The organism is Absicoccus porci, assembly GCF_003725415.1.
In the GTDB taxonomy this organism is placed as follows: Bacteria; Bacillota_I; Bacilli_A; order Erysipelotrichales; family Erysipelotrichaceae; genus Absicoccus; species Absicoccus porci.
Genome location: NZ_RJQC01000002.1, coordinates 177,555 through 196,920, shown reverse-complemented (window position 1 = coordinate 196,920; position 19,366 = coordinate 177,555). Strand labels below are relative to the sequence as shown.

Genomic DNA, 19,366 nt, shown 5'->3' with positions numbered 1-19,366 from the left:
CAACATTAAAAAAAAGATGTCAATATAGATGAGGATAACATATGGAACTAAAAAAAGACAGTGTTGAAAGAACCCTTTGTATTCCGCTTTGGTGCCGTGCTTTAGCGGTTAAAAAGCTTCCCCAAATTTTACCAGATCATGATGCCATCCGTATCTTACAAGAAATGGGAGAAACCAAACCACCTACTATTTTTTATCATATGGAATGTGCTTGCTTAGCCGGTGCCATGCGTCAATATGACTTTTCCAAAGAGATTGAATGGTATCTTCAAACCCATCCCAACGCAACTATTGTGGAAATGGGAGCAGGACTTTCTTGTTTACGCCGACAAATGAAAAATGAACAGAATCCATGGATTAATTTGGATCTACCCGATGTGATCGCATGTCGATATACCTACATTCCTTGTGGAAAGAAGGAACAAAATATAGCGTGTGATCTAACAAATCCTGCTTGGATGGATCAAATTCCATTTGATGCGCAAAAAGGAGCCATCTTTATCGCAGCCGGTGTGCTTCATTATTTTTCCAAGCAAGAAGTACAAACATTGATCAAAGAGATGGCCCATCAATTTCCAGGTGCAACTTTTGTGTTTGATACCATTAGTCATAAAGAAGTGAAAAATGGCAATGGTCAAGTCAATCAAACGAAGAATGATACTAAGATCACTTTTTATTTGAATGATGCTGAAAAAGAATTACCCACTTGGTCGAATCGTATCGTTCATGTATCGCAAAAGAGCTATTTAGAAGGCTATCCCATTTCTGATATTCATTATCATTGGTTTACCAAGCTTTATATTCGTTCCAAGCGTAAAAAGCTATTTATGGTCCATATTGAATTTGATGATGCGAATACTTTTAAGAAAATTATATAAAGTCCAAAAAATAGGACATGGTATTTGTTAGAGTGGTAGTAGAAAGAAAAGACCTAGAAATGGAGGCACATGCTATGAAAAAAACATTTTTTACTATCACGGGAACGAAATACTATTATGGAAGTAAATTTTTTGAACCAGGTATGCGCGTTCAATTGATCAAAGACAAAGAAAATCAATATGATCGTGAAGCCATCCAAGTCAATGTAAAAGGTCTTGGAAAAGTGGGTTATGTGGCTAATAGTCCATACACGGTCTTAGGAGAAAGCATGAGTGCAGGCCGTCTATATGACAAGATAGGAAACAAGGCGATTGGTACAGTCGTTTATGTATTGGACAATGGAATCTTGTGTTCAATCGATAATATTGCCAAAAAGAAATACAGATAATACAGGTATCCCATGGAGTCAAAGAAGCGGATGGACAAGTTTAGGAATTGGTTTGATCATACGTATGTCATGGAAAATCAATGAAACATGCAGATAGGGGGCAAAATGAATAATGAAATCATTCAATTCGTGAATGGGGATCTACAAATTGATGTGACAGTTTCTCCAAATAATGAAACTGTATGGTTGACGCAAAAACAAATGGCTGAGTTATTTGATGTTAAATCTCAAGCGATTACGAGACATTAAAAAAATATATACAATGAAGAAGAATTATTTAAGGAAGCAACTTGTTCCAAAATGGAATAAGTTCAAATAGAAGGTAATCGTAAAATAACACGTAAAGTAGACTTTTATAATTTAGATGCGATTATTGCAGTTGGTTATCGCGTGAATTCTAAAAAAAGCAACATTATTTAGACGTTGGACAACATCGGTCTTAAAAGACTATATGATCAAAGGGTATGCGTTAAATCAAAAGCGATTAGATGTCTTGAATAAAACCATTTTGATCCAATCAAGAATGTTAGCATCTACTTTGAATATAGAAGAAAAAGAAGTATTCAGTGTGATAGAAGCTTATTCTCATGCACTCACGTTATTAGATGATTATGATCATGGGACCATTCCTAAGCCAAAGGGGGCCACTACGATTTATCGTATAACATATGTAGAATGTCGTCATTTGATTGATTCCATGAAATATGGAGATTTCTCCGATATATTTGGAGTGGAAAAAGAAGTGGGTAAACTCAATGGTATCTTGGCAGCGGTTTATCAAAATGTATTTGGAACCGAATTGTATCCAAGTATAGAAGAAAAAGTGGCGAATTTACTGTATTTCTTGATTAAAGATCATCCATTTGTAGATGGTTGTAAACGAATTGGTGCATCGATTTTTTTAGAGTTTCTGAACAAAAACAAGCATCTGATTGTTGATGGTAAACAAATGATCTCGGATAGTGCATTGGTTGCAATCACATTGATGATTGTCCAATCGCGACCAGAAGAAAAAGAAACAATGGTCAAACTGGTGATGAATTTCCTAAATGAAGAGCAAATGCAGGTAGACATGTAAAAAACAGATGGTTGGAAAGATAAAATATCTAAGTAATCTTCAATAATTAAATATATAATGGAGGTATGCAAATAGATAGAAAACATGTGAATGAAACTTTTTTAAAAGATGTATCCATATTTGATGAAAATGACATCAAGATTAAATTGAAGATCGATCATACCTATCGTGTTGCTAGTTTGTGTGAACGAATTGCTCATAGCCTACACTTGAATCAAGAAGATATTGATCTTGCTTGGCTATTAGGAATCTTTCATGATCTTGGGCGATTTGTGCAAGTGCAACAATATGGTACTTTTTACGATTCTTTATCAGAAAACCATGCCTTATTAAGTTGTCGATACTTATTTTCACAAAATAAGATTCGTGAATACATATTGGATCCAAGCGAAGATCCATTGATTAAAAAAGCCGTCTTTTATCACAATGTGTATGCCTTACCAAAAGACTTAACAAACCGAGAATTATTGTTTGCCCAAATCTTAAGGGATGCCGATAAAATCGATATTTTGAAAGTGAACCTGGAAACCCCACTGGAAGATATTTATGATGTATCATTAGAAGAATTAAAACAAGAAGATATTTCTAATGCGATCATACAGGATGCATTGTCCCATCGATTGGTGGATCTTTCCCATGCACAAACACATATGGATCATTATGTAGCTCATATTTGTTTTGTGTATGGATTGGTTTATCCAGAAAGTATCCGTATCATGAAACAACAAGGATATTTAGAACAATTGTTGGATTTCCCAAGTGAAAATCCAGATACAAAGCAAGCTTTGAGCCAGGTTCAGGATCATGTTGCACAGTATATGAAAGATATAATAGATAATTAAATAGTAGATGTGACAGTTTTGTATATTCTTCCAGAAAAATAAGCATTTCAAAGAGTAAGTGAAATAGATTGAAAATAAATAAAAGGTGCAGATGTTCGTTCAAAATAGAATGCCTGCGCCTTTTGATTATATTTGTAATATGCGTGTTATACATATTAGACAATGGTGTCTAGTCATGATTCTTGTTTTCTGTCGTGTAAAAAGAGGGGAAGAGAAGGTATGATTAGGATGACATCAAGGAGAAACGAATATGGATCAAATAAAGATGGGGGCTTTTCTCAAAGCACTACGAAAAGAAAAACATCTGCCCCAGGAAGATTTGGCGGAAGAACTTCATGTTTCCAATCGAACCATATCTCGATGGGAAACCGGTACGAGCTTACCAGATATCAATATGCTTGTTATGCTTTCTGATTTTTATGCAATAAGTATACCAGAACTTATTTCGGGTGAAAGAAAGGAAAAAATGAGAAACCAAGAATCGAATGAAATGGCACATGTAATGGCGGCATATAGCCACAATGAGATAAAAGCAGAAAGACGAAAAATGGGTGGATTTCTTATTTTAATCTTTGGGATTTTCATTATTTTATCGGCATTGATCATTTTTCCAAGTGAAAGCAGTTGGAGCAGTATTTATGCAATCTTGGGCAGTTTCATTGTTTTGTTTGGCTTGTGTATTTTGGTGAACAAAAGATGGCGAGTACAAACAGTGGTAGGATGTATGTTTCTGTTATTTATTCTTTTTACGCTTTCGGATTATGTGGCTGTTACACAATTTAACCAAGTACCAAGATTTCGTTATGAAACCAGTTATGATTCACGAAAACCCAATCAATGGAAATATAAGACCTTATTTTTTTACAGCTATTCAAACCAATCCAGGAACCAGAAACGAAAAGATTGAAATACAAAAATGAATAAGAAATTTTAGATCTTGACCTGCCCATTGGGGACAATGCTATCTTTGCATTAGAGGAAGTGATTGATCATGTTTCGAAATGAAGTGCAAAAGAAAATCGGATTAACTCGCAAAGCTATCACATATTATGAAGAAAAAGGTTTGATTCATCCTACAAAATTAGAAAATGGCTATCGAGACTATAGTGAAAAGGATGTTGCCATTCTTAGCCAAATTTCAATCTTTCGAAAATTAGGCATATCCATATCCGATATGAAACAATATCTATCCAATAATGAATCGTTAACTTCTTTGCTTAGAGAAAAAGAGCATCAATTGGATAGGGAAGAAAAAAGAAAGGAGATCCTAGTATTGATGCTGCATGGTGAAAGCCAAAATAGGATCAATGAAAAAATAAATAGATTGGAAGCCGAAGAATCGATTTATGTCCGATTGAAAAGAGCTTTTCCTGGATATTTTGGCGATTTGTTGTTTGCATCCTACCAACCTTTTTTTGATGAGCCTTTAGATGAAGAGGGAAAAGAAGCCTTTCAACAATTTATCGAATATCTGGATAACCTCCCATCTTTTGTGTTAAGCCAAGAAGAAAAGGTTTATATTGAGCAGATCAGTTCCTGTTTTGATAGGAAGGCTTTGAAAGCCATCCATCAAACCAAACAGGAGGCCATTGAAAATGTGGAAACATGGCTCCAAGCAAATAAAGAATGTGTTTCACAATATGAATCCTATAAAAACAGTGAAGAGTATCAAAAGAGTCCAATGAAATCCATTCAAGATCAACTACAAGAATATATGGAACAAAATAAGTATTATGAAATCGCGATCCCGCTCATAAGAAAGTTCAGTAGGAGCTATGATTCCTATTACAAGAAATTGTTGAAAGCCAATGAACAATATATCCATTGTACACAAGACATCTACTTGAAAAAGTAGGTGTTTTTTCTAACATGGTTTCATGAAATATATGTCACAAAATATATCGATTATTGTTTATAATAGGCGTATAAGTGTATTTTTTTATAAGATATGAGGAGTTTGAGGAATGAATAAACAACAACTGGCATCAAAAATTTGGGAATCGGCCAATCGAATGCGTTCAAAAATAGAAGCCAATGAATACAAGGATTATATTTTGGGATTCATTTTTTATAAATATCTTTCAGATAAAGAAGTTAGATGGTTACATGCGAATGACTATACAGATGATGATATTAAAAATTATGTAAATGAGGAAGATGAGGAATCGGTTCAAAATATCCAACAGAGCTTGGGATATTTTATCGCTTATAAAGATCTATTTTCGACATGGATCAATATGAAATCTGATTTTAGTGTGGATAATGTTCGAACAGCATTATCTTCTTTCAACCGTTTGATTTCACCGTCTCATAAACGTGTATTTGAAAAGATTTTTAATACATTGGAAACAGGATTAAGTAAACTAGGAGAAAATGTTAAAACACAAACAAAAGCAGTCAGTGATTTAATTCAACTAATTGATGAAATACCGATGGATGGGAAACAAGACTATGATGTACTTGGCTATATCTATGAGTATTTGATTGACAAGTTTGCGACAAATGCGGGTAAAAAAGCAGGTGAGTTTTATACGCCACATGAAGTATCTGTCTTAATGTCTGAAATCATTGCAGAGCATTTAAAGGGACATTCAGAAATCAAGATTTATGATCCTACGTCCGGTTCAGGTAGTTTGTTGATCAATATTGGACATTCCATCGCAAAGTATATGGATGATCCAAACCGTATTCGTTATTATGCACAAGAGTTAAAATCCAACACATATAACTTGACACGAATGAATTTGGTCATGCGAGGAATTCTCCCAGATAATATTGTGACTCGAAATGGCGATACGCTAGCAGATGATTGGCCTTATTTTGATGAAAGTGATCCAATTGGAACGTACGATCCAATCTATGCAGATGCGGTTGTTAGTAATCCTCCTTATAGTCAAAGGTGGGATCCAGAAGGTAAAGAAAATGATCCACGATATTCTAATTATGGAGTTGCACCTAAATCGAAAGCAGATTATGCATTCCTTTTGCATGATCTTTATCACTTAAGGCCAGATGGTATCATGACCATTGTTTTACCTCATGGTGTATTGTTCCGTGGTGGTGAAGAAGAAAGAATTCGAAGAAATTTAATTGAAAAGAATCATATAGATGCCATCATTGGATTACCTGCTAATATTTTTTATGGCACAGGAATTCCTACAATTATTATGGTTCTGCGCCAAAAACGCGAAAATACAGATACTTTGATTATTGATGCATCCAAGGGATTTATCAAAGAAGGTAAAAACAATAAATTACGTGCTTGTGACATTCGTAAAATTGTTGATACAGTCATTAAACGTGTAGATGTACCAAAATATGCTAGAAGAGTTAGTAAAGAAGAGATTCGTAAAAATGAATATAACCTAAACATTCCACGATATGTGGACTCATCGGAGCCAACGGAAAGTTGGGATGTTTATGCATCAATGTTTGGCGGTATTCCTGAAGAAGAACTCAATGCATTGTCTTCTTATTGGAATGTATTTCCTAGTTTAAAGCAAGATCTTTTTACAACAGATGGTAAATGTTCTCATATAAAAGTAGACGATTTGAAATCAACTATCTTTTCAAATACAGATGTTCAAAAATATTTGAAAGAATACAACACTATTTTTAAAGACTTTCCCAAAGAATTATCTGAAAAACTGATTGATCAAGCACAAACATTGTCAATAGTAAAAACCGAAGATGAAATTACACAAAACCTATTTGAAAAACTAGATTCCGTTCCATTGATTGATAAATATGAAGCGTATGAAATTTTCTATACTACATTTACTTCGATATCTGGAGATTTGGAATCCATTCAGACTGAAGGGATCAAAGCCATTCGACAAGTGGATCCAAACATGGTCATTAAAAAGAAAAACAACAAAGATCATGAAGTACAAGAAGGATGGAAAGGCCATATATTACCATTTGCACTAGTCCAAGAAGAATTGTTAAAGGAAGATTTAAATCAAATACAACAGAAACAACAAGAATTAAATGAAATACCATCTGTATATGATGGAATTCTTGAAAGCTTTTCTGAAGATGATAAAGAAGTAATCTCTAATGCATTAACAGAAGAAAATGATGCCTTTGTTTTAAAGAATGTGCAATCCACTATAAAAATGCTTAAAAAAGAAGACGACAGTGAATACAATAACTTGATTCAACAACTTCAACAAGTTAATGCATTGAATATAAAAGAAAAACAATTAAAAAAAGAAATAAAAAATGATACAAATGCTTTACATTTAAAAACAAAAGAAACGATAGAAAATTTATCCGATGACCAATTAATATCACTTTTGCAAGCTAAGTGGATCCAACCAATTATTGAAGGAATTGAAGCATTACCAAATCGACAAATTGATACGTTACAAAAAGCAATTGAATCATTACAAAAAAAATACAATGATACATTTGAAGACATTGAAAAAGAAATACGTGAAACAGAAAAGCAGCTATCGCAAATGATGTCTGAACTACAAGGATCAGAAGAAGATATGGCAGGAATCAATGAATTTCGTAAGCTCTTAAGAGGTGATTTCTAATGAAAGATACCAAAAAACCAAGAATTCGCTTTAAAGGATTCAATGATTCCTGGGAACAGCGTAAGTTCTCTGATATCACATTTCCGTCAGGTGAAAAGAACCGTGATAACTTTCCTTATGAGAGTTTTTCAATTACAAATGAAAATGGATTTGTTCCTCAGAATGACAAATTTGAGAATGGTGGAACAATGCGTGATGCCGATAAACGAATGTATTACATCGTTTCTCCGCAGTCATTTGCTTATAATCCAGCAAGAATTAATGTTGGTTCCATTGGCTATCAGAATACTTCGAAAAACGTGATAGTAAGTTCACTTTACGAGGTTTTCAAAACTACAAAAGAGGTAGATGATCGTTTCCTTTGGCATTGGTTCAAATCTGCTAATTTTCAAAAATTGATTATTCAATTACAGGAGGGTGGTGTTCGCCTGTACTTCTATTACGATAAGCTTTGTATGGGAACTATTGCACTGCCAAATCTTACCGAACAACATAAAATTGGAGCTTACCTGGATAAATTGGATGACCTTATCACCCTTCATCAGCGTGAGTGTGAAAAGTTACTTTGCTTTAAAAAATCAATGCTAGAAAAAATGTTTCCAAAAAATGGAGAAAAATATCCAGAAATAAGATTTTCTTGTTTTACTGATTCCTGGGAACAGCGTAAGTTCTCTGAAACAGCGCAGAGAGAGTCCGCTGCTAGGAAATCATCGACAGATTTTCCGAGCGTAGAATATGAAGACGTTGTATCAGAGTTTGGCATTTTAAATAAGGATGTCAGGCTCAAAGAAACTCAAAAAACAGGTATCATTTTTGACGGAAGTCAAGTTCTATATGGAAAGCTCCGGCCCTATCTACACAACTGGTTAAGCCCCGATTTTAGGGGTGTTGCAGTAGGTGATTGGTGGGTTTTGAAGCCTGTTAATGTTGATAAGAGTTTCCTTTTTCGACTGATTCAAACAGAAAAATTTGACGACATTGCAAACCAGTCATCGGGGTCAAAAATGCCTCGTGCGGATTGGAATCTTTTATCAAATACTGAGTTTATGGTACCAGCAGAAATAGAGGAAGAGAGGAAAATTGGTCAGTATTTCTCTGAACTCGACCACCTTATCACCCTTCATCAGCGTGAAGTCGATAAATTAGCGAAATTAAAAAAATCTATGTTAGAAAAGATGTTTGTATAGATTATCCGGGTACATATTTAATTATTGGATGTCAATAATTTATAAAAAGGAGAAAAAACTACTACTTTACCCAAGTAGAAGTGATTTATTGATAAATTTAGAAAATATTTCTTGATTTGACTTAATCATTAGTTATTTTTCCTGGGAACAGCGTAAGGTTTCTGATATAGCGAATCGATATGATAATTTGCGAATACCTGTGGCTGCAAATCTTCGCATTCCGGGAGTGACACCATACTATGGAGCTAATGGTATTCAAGACTACGTTGATGGTTTTACGCATGAAGGGGAATTTGTTCTCGTCGCAGAGGACGGTGCAAATGATTTGAAAAACTATCCCGTAAAGTGTGTTAATGGTCGCATTTGGGTCAATAATCATGCCCATGTGCTGCAATCAAAGCCAGAAATGGCTGATAATAAGTTCCTTGCTTATTCAATCAGCCAGGCAGATATTGAAGCACTTCTTGTTGGCGGTGGCCGGTCAAAACTGAATGCGGAAGTTATGATGAGCATAGAACTTGTGATGCCGAGCTTGCCGGAACAAATTGCCATCGGACGATGCATGACACGCCTTGACTACCTTATCACCCTTCATCAGCGTGATTATAAACTGATATTAAAATGTTTAATTTATTACTTGGGAACAGCGTAAGTTCTCTGAGTTGGTAGTGACACGGCGCGGACTAACTTATTCACCAAATGATATTCGAGATAATGGAGTCCGTGTTTTGAGGTCATCGAATATTGATGAAGATCGGTTTTCTATTAATGATGACGATGTATTTGTTGGAGCAACCGCTGTCAATATTCCAACGGTTTGTAATGGGGATATCCTTATTACATCCGCTAACGGTTCTTCACGTTTAGTCGGTAAGCACGCAATTATCGATGGAATACCTGATAATACAGCAGTGCATGGAGGTTTTATGCTGGCAGGGTCTGCTCGAAATCCCTACTTTGCAAATGCGTTAATGAGCTCTTCATGGTATCAGAAATTTATCAATTTTTTTGTTGCTGGCGGAAATGGAGCAATTGGAAACCTTAATAAAAATGATTTAGATGAGCAATTAATAATGGTTCCATCTGAAGAAGAGGAACAAGATACGATTGGCTATTATTTCAGAACCCTAGACAGCCTTATCACCCTTCATCAGCGTGCGATAAAAGTACAAAAAAGAATAATATTATGGAGAATTATATGATTGGATTTGATAAAGAAGCAGATTTTGAGAAAGCGCTTATTACTGCGTTACAGCATAATGGATGGGAACAGAAAGTATTACATCATCCAACTGAGCAAGATTTAATTCAAAATTGGGCGAATATTTTATTTGAAAATAATCGAGATATTGATCGTCTGAATGAACAACCGCTTGTACAAGAAGAGATGGACCAATTATTGGAGCAGATTACTACACTTCGTACTCCACTAGAATTGAATGGTTTTATTAATGGAAAAACGGTTGCAATTACACGAAAAAATCCAAAAGATACCCTTCATTATGGAAAAGAAGTGAGTCTAAAAATATATGATCGGATGGAGATTGCGGCTGGACAAAGCCGTTATCAAATTGTAGAGCAGCCATTATTTCCACGGCATGATAAAGTACTACAAGATCGACGGGGTGATTTGATGTTACTGATCAATGGAATGCCGGTATTTCATATCGAATTGAAGAAATCAAATATTCCTGTTTCAGAAGCTTGTCATCAAATTGAAAAATATGCACATGAAGGCGTATTTACTGGACTGTTTTCATTAGTGCAGGTATTTATTGCTATGAATCCAGAAGAAACATTGTATTTCGCGAATCCAGGACCAGATGGAAAATTTAATTCCGATTTTTATTTTCATTGGGCTGATTTTAATAATGAACCAATCAATGATTGGAGACAGGTGGCTTCTACAATACTTTCAATTCCTATGGCGCACCAATTAATTGGGTTTTATACGGTTGCGGATGATTCGGATGGCATTTTAAAAGTGATGCGAAGTTATCAATATTACGCGGCGAATAAGATATCGGATCGTGTCGCAAAAAATGATTGGTCCGCAGGAAATCAGTTGGGAGGTTATGTATGGCATACGACTGGTTCTGGAAAAACGATGACGTCATTCAAATCAGCACAATTAATAGCTAATTCAAAAGATGCAGATAAAGTTGTTTTTTTAATGGATCGTATTGAATTGGGGACCCAATCTTTAAAAGAATATCGTGCTTTTGCCGATAATGTTGACGATGTACAAGCTACTGAAGATACAATCGCATTAATTGGAAAATTAAAGAGTAAGAATCCGAAAGACACATTAATTGTTTCTTCTATCCAAAAGATGAGCAATATCAAAGAAGATGCAGAGAGTAAGATGCGATCAAAAGATTTAGAAGATATGCAATCGAAGCGATTGGTCTTTATTATCGACGAGTGTCATCGATCCACGTTTGGAGAAATGCTAAGTAGCATTAAAAAGACATTTCCAAATGCCTTGTTTTTTGGATTTACAGGTACACCTGTTTTCCATGAGAATGAAAAAGCATTGAGTACAACAGCTGATGTATTTGGTGATGAGTTACATCGATATAGTATTGTTGATGGTATTCGTGATGGTAATGTTTTAGGGTTTGATCCAACCATGGTGATGGTATACAAAGATAAGGATATACGCCAAATGGTTGCTTTGCATGAAGCCAAAGCATCCTCTGTAGAAGAGGCATTAATTGATCCGACAAAGAGCAAGAAGTATTATCATTTTATGTCGGAGAAAGAAGTTCCTATGGTAGGACAATCCCTAGAGGATGGAACGTATCAAAAAGGAATTGAAGAGTATTGTTCGAAAGAGCAATATCAAACGGACGCATATCAACAGGCCATCGTAGATGATATATCCGAGAATTGGTTAACAAAAAGTCGAAATAATAAATTTCATGCGATATTCGCGACAAGTAGTATTCCGGAAGCTATACAGTATTATAAGAAGTTTCGACATACTATGCCCAAGTTGAAGGTCACAGGCTTATTTGATCCAAGCATTGATAATAAAGGTGGAAATAAGTCGTTGGAAAAAGAAGATGGCTTGAAAGAAATGTTGGAAGACTACAACAATTTATATGATCAAAATTTTGATATTGGCGGATATGCTAAATTTAAAAAGGACGTTTCCGCTCGATTAGCGCACAAAAAACCTTATGAGCGTTTGAAACCGGAACAACAATTGGATTTGTTGATCGTTGTCAATCAAATGCTTACAGGTTTTGATTCAAAGTGGATTAATACCCTGTACATGGATAAAGTACTTGTTTATCAAAATCTGATTCAAGCTTTTTCGAGAACAAATCGCTTATTTAATATCAATGAAAAGCCATTTGGATCCATACGTTATTATCGGATGCCCCACACAATGAAACAAAATATTGATAATGCAGTAAAACTATATTCTGGAGATCGACCTGTTTCTTTGTTTGCGGATCATTTACCAGAAAATATCGAACATATGAACGAAAGATTTAGAGATATGATTTCAATATTTCAGAATGCTGCTATTCCAAGTTTAGATCGTTTACCAGATCAAACCATTGAAAAAGCTAAATTTGCGAAATTATTTCGTGAATTTTCAACTTTCTACCAGGCTGCAGAAATTCAAGGATTTTGTTGGGATAAACGAGAATATATAGATGCGCAAGATGGCACAGAAACCATTGAGGTACTACCGACAAAAGATCAATATGAAATTCTTTTACAGCGATATAAAGAATTACGAAATAAACCAAATTCATCAAAAAATGAAGATGTTCCATTCACAATCGATCCGTATTTGACAGAGTTGAATACAGGCACTATTGATAATGAATATATGAACTCAAGATTTGAAAAATGGAAAAAACAATTAAATCAACCAGGTGTGACATCTGAACAATTAGAAGAAACACTTGAAGAGTTACATAAATCTTTTGCGTTTTTGTCTCAAGAGGATCAAAAATATGCCAACTTATTTTTACATGATGTGCAAACCGGAGATGTGATCTTACAAAACGGAGTTCCATTTCAAGAATACATTTTAATGTATAAGAGCAATGCAAAAAAAGAAGAAGTGCATCAACTGCATACGTATTTTGGAGTGTCTGAAAATCTTGTTTATAAATTATTGGATGCTAATGTTACAAAAGATACAATTAATGAATATGGACGTTTTGACGCCTTAAAAAATACCGTTATTAAAGAAAAGGCACAAGATTACTTTACAAAAATTGAAGGTAAAAAGTTGCCGATGTTTCGTGTAAATAATCGGGTCAATGAATTTTTGACTGATTTCATTTTATCAGGTGGAAAAGAAATACAGGATCCAGATGATAAATAACCGCTCTTCACCAGAAATAAGGAATGGAGGTTATTTATGTTGTACGAATTTAAAACGGAAGATCGATTCATAGATTATTATTCGCAATGGATTCGTATTTATAAAGAAGGAGCTGTAAGAGAAGTTACGTTAGCAAAGTATAAAATGGCACAGGCATGGGTAGAAAAACTGATTCCTGATGTTTCTTTACAAGAAATGACAAGGGTGGCCTATCAACAGCTAATCAATGACTATGCGAAAAATCACGAGAGACAAACAACAATGGATTTTCATCATCAGTTAAAAGGGGCTATTCTTGATGCTGTTGATGAGGGATTGATTCCACATGATCCAACTCGAAAAATTATTATAAAAGGGAAAACTCCCAAACATAAGAAAAAGAAGTATCTGAACCAGTTTGAATTACACAATCTTCTTTCCAATTTGCATCTCGGAAATGAAGTGAATTGGGATTATTTTATATTGCTCGTTGCAAAGACCGGTATGCGATTTTCAGAAGCATTGGCGCTAACGCCAAAAGATTTTGATTTTGCACATCAAACGCTTTCTATCAGTAAAACGTGGAATTATAAAGGAGAAGGAGGCTTTTTGCCTACTAAAAATAAATCTTCTGTACGAAAAATTCAAATTGATTGGCAAACGGTCATGCAATTTGCAGGATTGACAAAAAATCTACCATTAGAAGAACCAATCTTTGTTCATAGAAAAGATGATACTTATGAACCTATTTATAATTCTACTGTAAATGGTATTTTGGCACGATATTGTAAGCAATTAAAGATTCCAGTTATATCGATTCATGGTTTACGTCATACGCATGCATCCATTTTACTTTTTGCTGGTGTTTCTATTGGCAGTGTAGCAAGAAGATTAGGACATGCTAGTATGACAACAACCCAAAAAATCTATCTTCATGTAATTCAGGAATTGGAGAATCAAGATATCGACTTGGTCATGCGTTCATTAGCTAATTTGACATAATTATAAATCTGGTGAAGAGCTTAGGCGACGGAATAGTTATGATTCCGTCGTCTTAGTATTGATACTCCTCTCGATTGATGCTTAATGTCCAAATGGTCAAAAAGAAACAAATGGTGTTGGCCAGAGTAGTGACCAGCCAAAGACCATCGGCTCCTAGCAACAAGGGCAATGCATAAATCGCAATCAATTGGAGGATCAAGGTTCGCATGATCGATAAAAAAGCGGATATACGTCCATTGTTTAAAGCTGTGAAGAAACCGGATCCAAAAGTGTTGTAGCCCATGGTTAGATAAGATAGGGAATACAAATGAAAGCCATGAACGGTCAATGCCATAAGAGCAGCATCATAACCCACAAAGATTTGCACCAAAAAGGTGGCACCAACTTCTGAAAAAATCGTCAAGACCAACGATGTGATCAGGATCATGATCGTAGATTTACGTAATAAGCCTTTCAATTCATCGGTATGTTGGGCACCATAGTGATAGCCAACGATTGGCGATACACCCATGGTATAACCAAAGAAAATGCTCGCAAAGATAAAGTTGACATACATGATGACACCATAGGCAGCTACCCCATTGGTACCGGCATAGCGTAACAGTTGCAGATTATACAACATTCCCACCAAGGAAGTGGCAGCATTCGATAGAAATTCGGATGCTCCATTGGTACTGGCTTTAAGGATGGCCTGTGTATCCATATGGGTCTTGCCCAATCGTAACGTGGTGGAGTTGGGAAGAAAGAAAAAGCACAAGGGAATGGATCCACCAGTGATTTCACTAATAACTGTAGCTGAAGCGGCACCGGCCAATCCCCATCCCAAATGACCGACAAAGAGCCAATCTAAGAACATATTGGTACAACCCGCTAAAATCGTGATCTTTAATCCCAGTTTTGGACGTTCGGCCGTGACTAAAAAACTTTGAAACAGATTTTGAAGCATAAAAAAAGGTAAACTAATCATCGATATACGTATATAAAGAATAGCATAGGGCATCATTTGTTTCGTTGCGCCTAACAAGGTGGAAACTTGGGGTGCAGCTAAGGCGCCAAACAACGCCAAACAAACGCCACATCCAAACAACACATAGACCAATAGAGAAAAGATCTCATTGGCCTTTTTTTTATTTTCCATCCCTAAGGTCATCGATACTAAGGCAGTACCACCTGTTCCGAACATGAAGCCAACAGCGGATAAGATCATGATAAAAGGCATGACAAGGTTCAAAGAAGCAAAAGGAATCGAACCCACATAGTTGGAAACAAAAAAACCATCTACCATTCCATAGATGGAAGTAAAGATCATCATTGTAATGGAGGGCAAAGTAAAACGAATGAGTTTACGATAGGTGAAATGATCCGATAATTGAATGGTCATGATTTTATCTCCTTTCTGATGATAGATGATCGACAATATGACGTAATTGATCACGATATCGACAATTAAGCTTTAAAAAAAGATTGATTTCTTCTTGAGACCAATCATCAAATATTTTTTCTTCCGCTTGGATGAAAGGACCAAGTACTTGTTGCAAGACTTGTTTGCCTAGCAAGGTGAGGGAAATGATTCGTCGATGTTGGGTACGCTTGCCTAAATGGATCCAACCGCCTTTTTCCATCCGCCGAATGGCTGAGTTGACCGTTTGTTTGGTCATGCCTGTACGCTGAATGATATCACTTTGACTGAGCTTTTCATGATCATGAAGAAGATATAGAATCATCATTTCACTATCCGCCAAGCCCATCTTGGTACTTGCTGCATGATATAAACAATTGATTTCATCATTGATTTGATTAATACGTTGAATCGTTCGCATATGTACTACCATAGTCCGATATCGGACTTATGTCAATTTGAATCCAATAAATATATCGATCTTTTCTATGCTACAATAAGAATATGAAAAAATTTCCATATGATGTAGACATGGGTGCCATCATGGATTTTGTCGAAGACCACTTTATGTTGGTAATCAAAGATGAATCCTGGGCAGAAGAAGAATTAGCCATGTTAAAGAAACCACTAGATTTACATTTCTGTTATACCCAAGATATTGCCATCTTTGTCTTAGAAGGTGGCGATATCGATTCCAGTGATTTTTATTTCAACATTCAAGAATGCGATTGGAAAGAGGAACTATTAAAACAAGAAACATTGGATATTGAATTATTCTTACTGGATAAAAAGAATTATATTTGTTGGTCCAAACGAAAAACATTGAGTCCGGAACAAAGTGAAAAAATTCTTGCTTGTTTACGCAAACAAGAACAAGTACAATTTATGCCAGATGAATATGACATCAACGTGATAGGCATTCAAAGTGCCTATCAACCGTATGAATTAAATAAATTTGCGGTGGAATCAATCAAATTTTAGGAGGGAACTATGAACGCAATTATTAGTGTTATTGGCAAAGATAAAGTTGGTATCTTAGCGATGGTCGCTACCGAATGTGCTGCCTACAATGTGAATATTGAAGATGTTTCACAAACCATTGTCAATGGTATGTTTACGATGACCATGGGTATTTCGATTGATGATATGAAAGGTGAATTTACCGATTTTGTCGATCACATGGCAGCAAAAGGAAAAGCAAACAATTTAGTGATTCGTGTCATGCATCAAGATATTTTTAATTCGATGCATCGAATTTAGGGGGCGTTGTATGCATAATAATGAAATTCTACAAACGATCAAGATGATCGATGAAGAAACATTAGATATTCGAACAATCACGATGGGTATTTCATTGATTGACTGCATGGATCCAGATATTCATGTATCTTGTCAAAAAGTGGAAGAAAAAATCTGCCGTTTGGCTAAAGATCTGGTTTCTACAGCCAATAAAATTGAAAAGACCTATGGTATTCCAATCGTGAATAAACGAATCAGTGTCACACCGATTTCGATGTTGGTTGGTGTATCTGGTGGAAATCCCGTCGAATATGCACTGACTCTGGAAAAATGTGCACAAAAACTTGATGTTGATTTTATTGGTGGCTATTCAGCCTTGGTTCAAAAAGGCTATGCTGCCGGTGATGAAGCCTTGATCAATTCCATTCCAGAAGCCTTGGCGAAAACCGAACATGTGTGTTCCAGTGTCAATATTGGATCGACCAAAGCCGGTATCAATATGGATGCCGTCAAAAAAATGGGTGAAATCGTTAAACAATGTTCCGAATGGACCAAAGATGACAATTGTTTAGGCGCTGCCAAACTGGTTGTTTTCTGTAATGCGGTCGAAGATAATCCATTTATGGCAGGGGCTTTCCATGGCGTTGGTGAACCCGATTGTGAGATTCATGTCGGCGTATCCGGTCCAGGTGTCGTGCGAGCCGCTTTAGCCAAAGCTGATAAGAACTTGCCAATGGATGAAATTGCGAATTTGATTAAACGAACCGCCTTTAAGATTACCCGTATGGGACAATTGGTCGGTACAGTAGCCTCCAAAGCTTTAGGTGTGCCATTCGGCATTGTGGATTTGTCCTTAGCACCAACACCTGCCGTTGGTGATAGTGTAGCGCATATTTTGGAAGAAATTGGTGTTTCCACTTGTGGTGGATATGGAACCACAGCAGCATTAGCCATGTTGAATGATGCCGTGAAAAAAGGTGGTGTCATGGCAACAGGTCATGTTGGTGGTTTATCTGGTGCCTTTATTCCTGTCAGTGAAGATGCGGGTATGATCGATGCTGCACGTGCCGGTGTATTGAAATTGGAAAAATTAGAAGCTATGACAGCGGTATGTAGTGTTGGCTTGGATATGATCATCATTCCAGGGGATACCTCGGCTTCCGTTATTTCCGGTATTATTGCCGATGAAGCAGCCATTGGTATGGTCAACACCAAAACCACGGCCGTTCGTGTCATTCCAGCGATTGGTAAAGATGTAGGGGATGAATTGAACTTTGGCGGCTTGTTAGGAGCTGGACCTGTCATGCCTGTCAATCAGACTGAAAATGACGTGATGATCGATCGTGGTGGACGTATCCCTGCACCTTTGCAAGCATTGAAAAACTAATGAAAATTTCTTGCAAATTGTTTGAGCATGTGTATAATAATTTTATAAACAAAGAAGAGAAGTAGTACAAATCAAACACTTCATAGAGAAATGGCGGTTGGTGCAAGCCAGGAAGGATAGATTTGGAACGTGTCTTGGAGTTACGTTGTCGAAAATGGAGGCAACGTCGTGAATTCGCGTTAAGAATGAGGTGTCATCCATACAGAATGGATGGAACTAAGGTGGTACCGCGATGAAGTAGTAGTCGTCCTTTATGAGAAGGACGGCTTTTTTTGTAGAGAAAGGGAGAAGAAGCAATATGAAGAAAAAAATTGTAAAAGTAGCGTTAGCATTTGCGATGACATTATCGTTGGTTGGTTTGGGAAGCCAACAAGTTTCTGCAAAAGATGAAACAGAAACAATCACAGTTGGTATTTCACCCGACTACAAACCATATGAATCATTAACAAAGAAAAACAAAATGGTTGGTTTTGATATCGATATGGTTAGTCATTTCCAAAAATATTTGAGTGAAGAAGAAGGTCATACCGTAAAATTCAAATACAAGAAGATGGATTTTGACAACATCATCACACAAATCAATGGTGGCCAAGTCGATGTAGGTATTTCTGGATTTACATATAGTAAAAAACGTAAAGTAGAATGGTCCGATCCATATACAAAGACAGGTCAGGTAGCTGTTGTTGCTGCTGATTCAGATATGAGTTCTGTCGATGATCTAAAAGATAAGAAATTGGTTGCTCAAACTGGTTCTACAGGTGAAGAGGCTGCCAAGGAACAAAGTTCCGATACAACAGGTTTAAAAGATGTACAGGATATCATGAATGCCATCAAAGCCAATCAATATGATGCAGCCGTTGTCGATAGTGCTGTTGCGAAAGAATATGCGTCGAGTGGTGAATACAAAGTATTGGATGGATCTTTAAAAGATGAAAAGAACTACATTGTTGCCAAAAAAGGAAACAAGAAGATGATCAAGAAGATCAACAAAGCCATCAAGGAATTCAAATCCAGTGACGATTATCAAAAGTTATGTGATAAATACGGTGTATTGCCATTAGATGATTAATTAAACAAAGAAAAGAGAG

At 36.0% G+C, this 19,366-nt stretch carries 20 protein-coding genes and 1 other annotated feature; of the genes, 18 read left to right on the top strand and 2 right to left on the bottom strand.

Translation table 11 applies throughout. The features are described 5' to 3' along the window. Nucleotides 1–41 precede the first annotated feature (41 nt). The 14 genes from EDX97_RS05710 (at nucleotide 42) to EDX97_RS05655 (ending at nucleotide 14,253) form a co-directional block, all read left to right on the top strand. The gene (locus EDX97_RS05710; protein ID WP_128520220.1) at nucleotides 42–878 is read left to right on the top strand and encodes a class I SAM-dependent methyltransferase; all 837 of its coding nucleotides are present in this window, start codon (nucleotides 42–44) and stop codon (nucleotides 876–878) included. A 74-nt stretch (nucleotides 879–952) separates the two neighbouring features. After that, entirely contained in the window at nucleotides 953–1,267 is a 315-nt protein-coding gene (locus EDX97_RS05705) for an HIRAN domain-containing protein (protein WP_128520219.1), read from the top strand. A 105-nt stretch (nucleotides 1,268–1,372) separates the two neighbouring features. After that, complete coding sequence (locus EDX97_RS12045) at nucleotides 1,373–1,516, top strand: virulence RhuM family protein (RefSeq protein ID WP_245978009.1); 144 nt, start codon at nucleotides 1,373–1,375, stop codon at nucleotides 1,514–1,516. 66 nt (nucleotides 1,517–1,582) lie between these two features. Next, on the top strand, nucleotides 1,583–1,687 hold the full coding sequence (gene rhuM / locus EDX97_RS12220; protein WP_330025129.1) for a RhuM family protein: 105 nt from the start codon (nucleotides 1,583–1,585) through the stop codon (nucleotides 1,685–1,687). Between the two features lie 31 nt (nucleotides 1,688–1,718). Continuing rightward, nucleotides 1,719–2,345 carry a type II toxin-antitoxin system death-on-curing family toxin gene (locus tag EDX97_RS12040; protein ID WP_245978008.1) on the top strand — a complete coding sequence of 209 codons (627 nt, stop codon included), beginning with the start codon at nucleotides 1,719–1,721 and terminating at the stop codon, nucleotides 2,343–2,345. A 65-nt stretch (nucleotides 2,346–2,410) separates the two neighbouring features. Then, entirely contained in the window at nucleotides 2,411–3,187 is a 777-nt protein-coding gene (locus EDX97_RS05695) for an HD domain-containing protein (RefSeq protein WP_128520218.1), read from the top strand. Nucleotides 3,188–3,437: 250 nt separating this feature from the next. After that, nucleotides 3,438–4,094: a helix-turn-helix domain-containing protein gene (locus tag EDX97_RS05690; protein WP_221175894.1), complete on the top strand. Its 657-nt coding sequence runs from the start codon at nucleotides 3,438–3,440 to the stop codon at nucleotides 4,092–4,094. A gap of 84 nt (nucleotides 4,095–4,178) precedes the next feature. Continuing rightward, on the top strand, nucleotides 4,179–5,042 hold the full coding sequence (locus EDX97_RS05685) for a MerR family transcriptional regulator (RefSeq protein ID WP_128520217.1): 864 nt from the start codon (nucleotides 4,179–4,181) through the stop codon (nucleotides 5,040–5,042). 109 nt (nucleotides 5,043–5,151) lie between these two features. Then, on the top strand, nucleotides 5,152–7,731 hold the full coding sequence (locus tag EDX97_RS05680; protein ID WP_128520216.1) for a type I restriction-modification system subunit M: 2,580 nt from the start codon (nucleotides 5,152–5,154) through the stop codon (nucleotides 7,729–7,731). After that, complete coding sequence (locus EDX97_RS05675) at nucleotides 7,731–8,918, top strand: restriction endonuclease subunit S (protein ID WP_128520215.1); 1,188 nt, start codon at nucleotides 7,731–7,733, stop codon at nucleotides 8,916–8,918. Before EDX97_RS05680 ends, EDX97_RS05675 begins: the two co-directional genes overlap by 1 nt. Nucleotides 8,919–9,042: 124 nt before the next feature. Further along, nucleotides 9,043–9,570 (top strand): restriction endonuclease subunit S, encoded by a 528-nt coding sequence (locus EDX97_RS05670; RefSeq protein WP_128520214.1) that lies wholly within the window; start codon nucleotides 9,043–9,045, stop codon nucleotides 9,568–9,570. Nucleotides 9,571–9,586: 16 nt separating this feature from the next. Further along, nucleotides 9,587–10,120, top strand: coding sequence for a restriction endonuclease subunit S (locus tag EDX97_RS05665; protein ID WP_221175893.1), 534 nt, complete (start codon nucleotides 9,587–9,589; stop codon nucleotides 10,118–10,120). Further along, nucleotides 10,117–13,272 (top strand): type I restriction endonuclease subunit R, EcoR124 family, encoded by a 3,156-nt coding sequence (locus EDX97_RS05660; protein ID WP_128520630.1) that lies wholly within the window; start codon nucleotides 10,117–10,119, stop codon nucleotides 13,270–13,272. The genes EDX97_RS05665 and EDX97_RS05660 overlap by 4 nt, the downstream gene beginning before the upstream one ends. Before the next feature lie 36 nt (nucleotides 13,273–13,308). Continuing rightward, nucleotides 13,309–14,253: a site-specific integrase gene (locus tag EDX97_RS05655; RefSeq protein ID WP_128520212.1), complete on the top strand. Its 945-nt coding sequence runs from the start codon at nucleotides 13,309–13,311 to the stop codon at nucleotides 14,251–14,253. A gap of 52 nt (nucleotides 14,254–14,305) precedes the next feature. Here EDX97_RS05655 and EDX97_RS05650 read toward each other — a convergent pair whose 3' ends face one another. Together EDX97_RS05650 and EDX97_RS05645 are read right to left on the bottom strand one after the other, a co-directional pair. After that, on the bottom strand, nucleotides 14,306–15,634 hold the full coding sequence (locus EDX97_RS05650; protein WP_128520211.1) for an MATE family efflux transporter: 1,329 nt from the start codon (nucleotides 15,632–15,634) through the stop codon (nucleotides 14,306–14,308). Between the two features lie 4 nt (nucleotides 15,635–15,638). Beyond that, nucleotides 15,639–16,073 (bottom strand): MarR family winged helix-turn-helix transcriptional regulator, encoded by a 435-nt coding sequence (locus tag EDX97_RS05645; RefSeq protein WP_183164281.1) that lies wholly within the window; start codon nucleotides 16,071–16,073, stop codon nucleotides 15,639–15,641. An 83-nt stretch (nucleotides 16,074–16,156) separates the two neighbouring features. Between EDX97_RS05645 and EDX97_RS05640 the strand changes: the two genes are divergently transcribed. From EDX97_RS05640 to EDX97_RS05625, 4 genes are all read left to right on the top strand, one after another. Beyond that, entirely contained in the window at nucleotides 16,157–16,633 is a 477-nt protein-coding gene (locus tag EDX97_RS05640; RefSeq protein ID WP_128520209.1) for a hypothetical protein, read from the top strand. A 9-nt stretch (nucleotides 16,634–16,642) separates the two neighbouring features. Then, the gene (locus EDX97_RS05635; RefSeq protein WP_128520208.1) at nucleotides 16,643–16,912 is read left to right on the top strand and encodes an ACT domain-containing protein; all 270 of its coding nucleotides are present in this window, start codon (nucleotides 16,643–16,645) and stop codon (nucleotides 16,910–16,912) included. Between the two features lie 10 nt (nucleotides 16,913–16,922). Next, the gene (locus EDX97_RS05630) at nucleotides 16,923–18,278 is read left to right on the top strand and encodes a PFL family protein (protein WP_128520207.1); all 1,356 of its coding nucleotides are present in this window, start codon (nucleotides 16,923–16,925) and stop codon (nucleotides 18,276–18,278) included. Between the two features lie 42 nt (nucleotides 18,279–18,320). After that, nucleotides 18,321–18,533, top strand: a binding site (T-box leader). 43 nt (nucleotides 18,534–18,576) lie between these two features. After that, the gene (locus tag EDX97_RS05625) at nucleotides 18,577–19,347 is read left to right on the top strand and encodes an ABC transporter substrate-binding protein (RefSeq protein WP_128520206.1); all 771 of its coding nucleotides are present in this window, start codon (nucleotides 18,577–18,579) and stop codon (nucleotides 19,345–19,347) included. The last annotated feature ends 19 nt before the right edge of the window (nucleotides 19,348–19,366 follow it).

Excerpts from the sequence above, each read along its gene's own strand:
- EDX97_RS05640 (WP_128520209.1), top strand. The coding sequence starts at position 16,157 with ATGAAAAAATTTCCATATGATGTAGACATGGGTGCCATCATGGATTTT.
- EDX97_RS12040 (WP_245978008.1), top strand. The coding sequence starts at position 1,719 with ATGATCAAAGGGTATGCGTTAAATCAAAAGCGATTAGATGTCTTGAAT.
- EDX97_RS05710 (WP_128520220.1), top strand. The coding sequence starts at position 42 with ATGGAACTAAAAAAAGACAGTGTTGAAAGAACCCTTTGTATTCCGCTT.
- EDX97_RS05660 (WP_128520630.1), top strand. The coding sequence starts at position 10,117 with ATGATTGGATTTGATAAAGAAGCAGATTTTGAGAAAGCGCTTATTACT.
- EDX97_RS05680 (WP_128520216.1), top strand. The coding sequence starts at position 5,152 with ATGAATAAACAACAACTGGCATCAAAAATTTGGGAATCGGCCAATCGA.
- EDX97_RS05650 (WP_128520211.1), bottom strand. The coding sequence starts at position 15,634 with ATGACCATTCAATTATCGGATCATTTCACCTATCGTAAACTCATTCGT.
- EDX97_RS05675 (WP_128520215.1), top strand. The coding sequence starts at position 7,731 with ATGAAAGATACCAAAAAACCAAGAATTCGCTTTAAAGGATTCAATGAT.
- EDX97_RS05685 (WP_128520217.1), top strand. The coding sequence starts at position 4,179 with ATGTTTCGAAATGAAGTGCAAAAGAAAATCGGATTAACTCGCAAAGCT.
- EDX97_RS05695 (WP_128520218.1), top strand. The coding sequence starts at position 2,411 with ATGCAAATAGATAGAAAACATGTGAATGAAACTTTTTTAAAAGATGTA.
- EDX97_RS05630 (WP_128520207.1), top strand. The coding sequence starts at position 16,923 with ATGCATAATAATGAAATTCTACAAACGATCAAGATGATCGATGAAGAA.
- EDX97_RS05635 (WP_128520208.1), top strand. The coding sequence starts at position 16,643 with ATGAACGCAATTATTAGTGTTATTGGCAAAGATAAAGTTGGTATCTTA.
- EDX97_RS12045 (WP_245978009.1), top strand. The coding sequence starts at position 1,373 with ATGAATAATGAAATCATTCAATTCGTGAATGGGGATCTACAAATTGAT.
- EDX97_RS05645 (WP_183164281.1), bottom strand. The coding sequence starts at position 16,073 with ATGCGAACGATTCAACGTATTAATCAAATCAATGATGAAATCAATTGT.
- EDX97_RS05625 (WP_128520206.1), top strand. The coding sequence starts at position 18,577 with ATGAAGAAAAAAATTGTAAAAGTAGCGTTAGCATTTGCGATGACATTA.
- EDX97_RS05690 (WP_221175894.1), top strand. The coding sequence starts at position 3,438 with ATGGATCAAATAAAGATGGGGGCTTTTCTCAAAGCACTACGAAAAGAA.
- EDX97_RS05655 (WP_128520212.1), top strand. The coding sequence starts at position 13,309 with ATGTTGTACGAATTTAAAACGGAAGATCGATTCATAGATTATTATTCG.
- EDX97_RS05705 (WP_128520219.1), top strand. The coding sequence starts at position 953 with ATGAAAAAAACATTTTTTACTATCACGGGAACGAAATACTATTATGGA.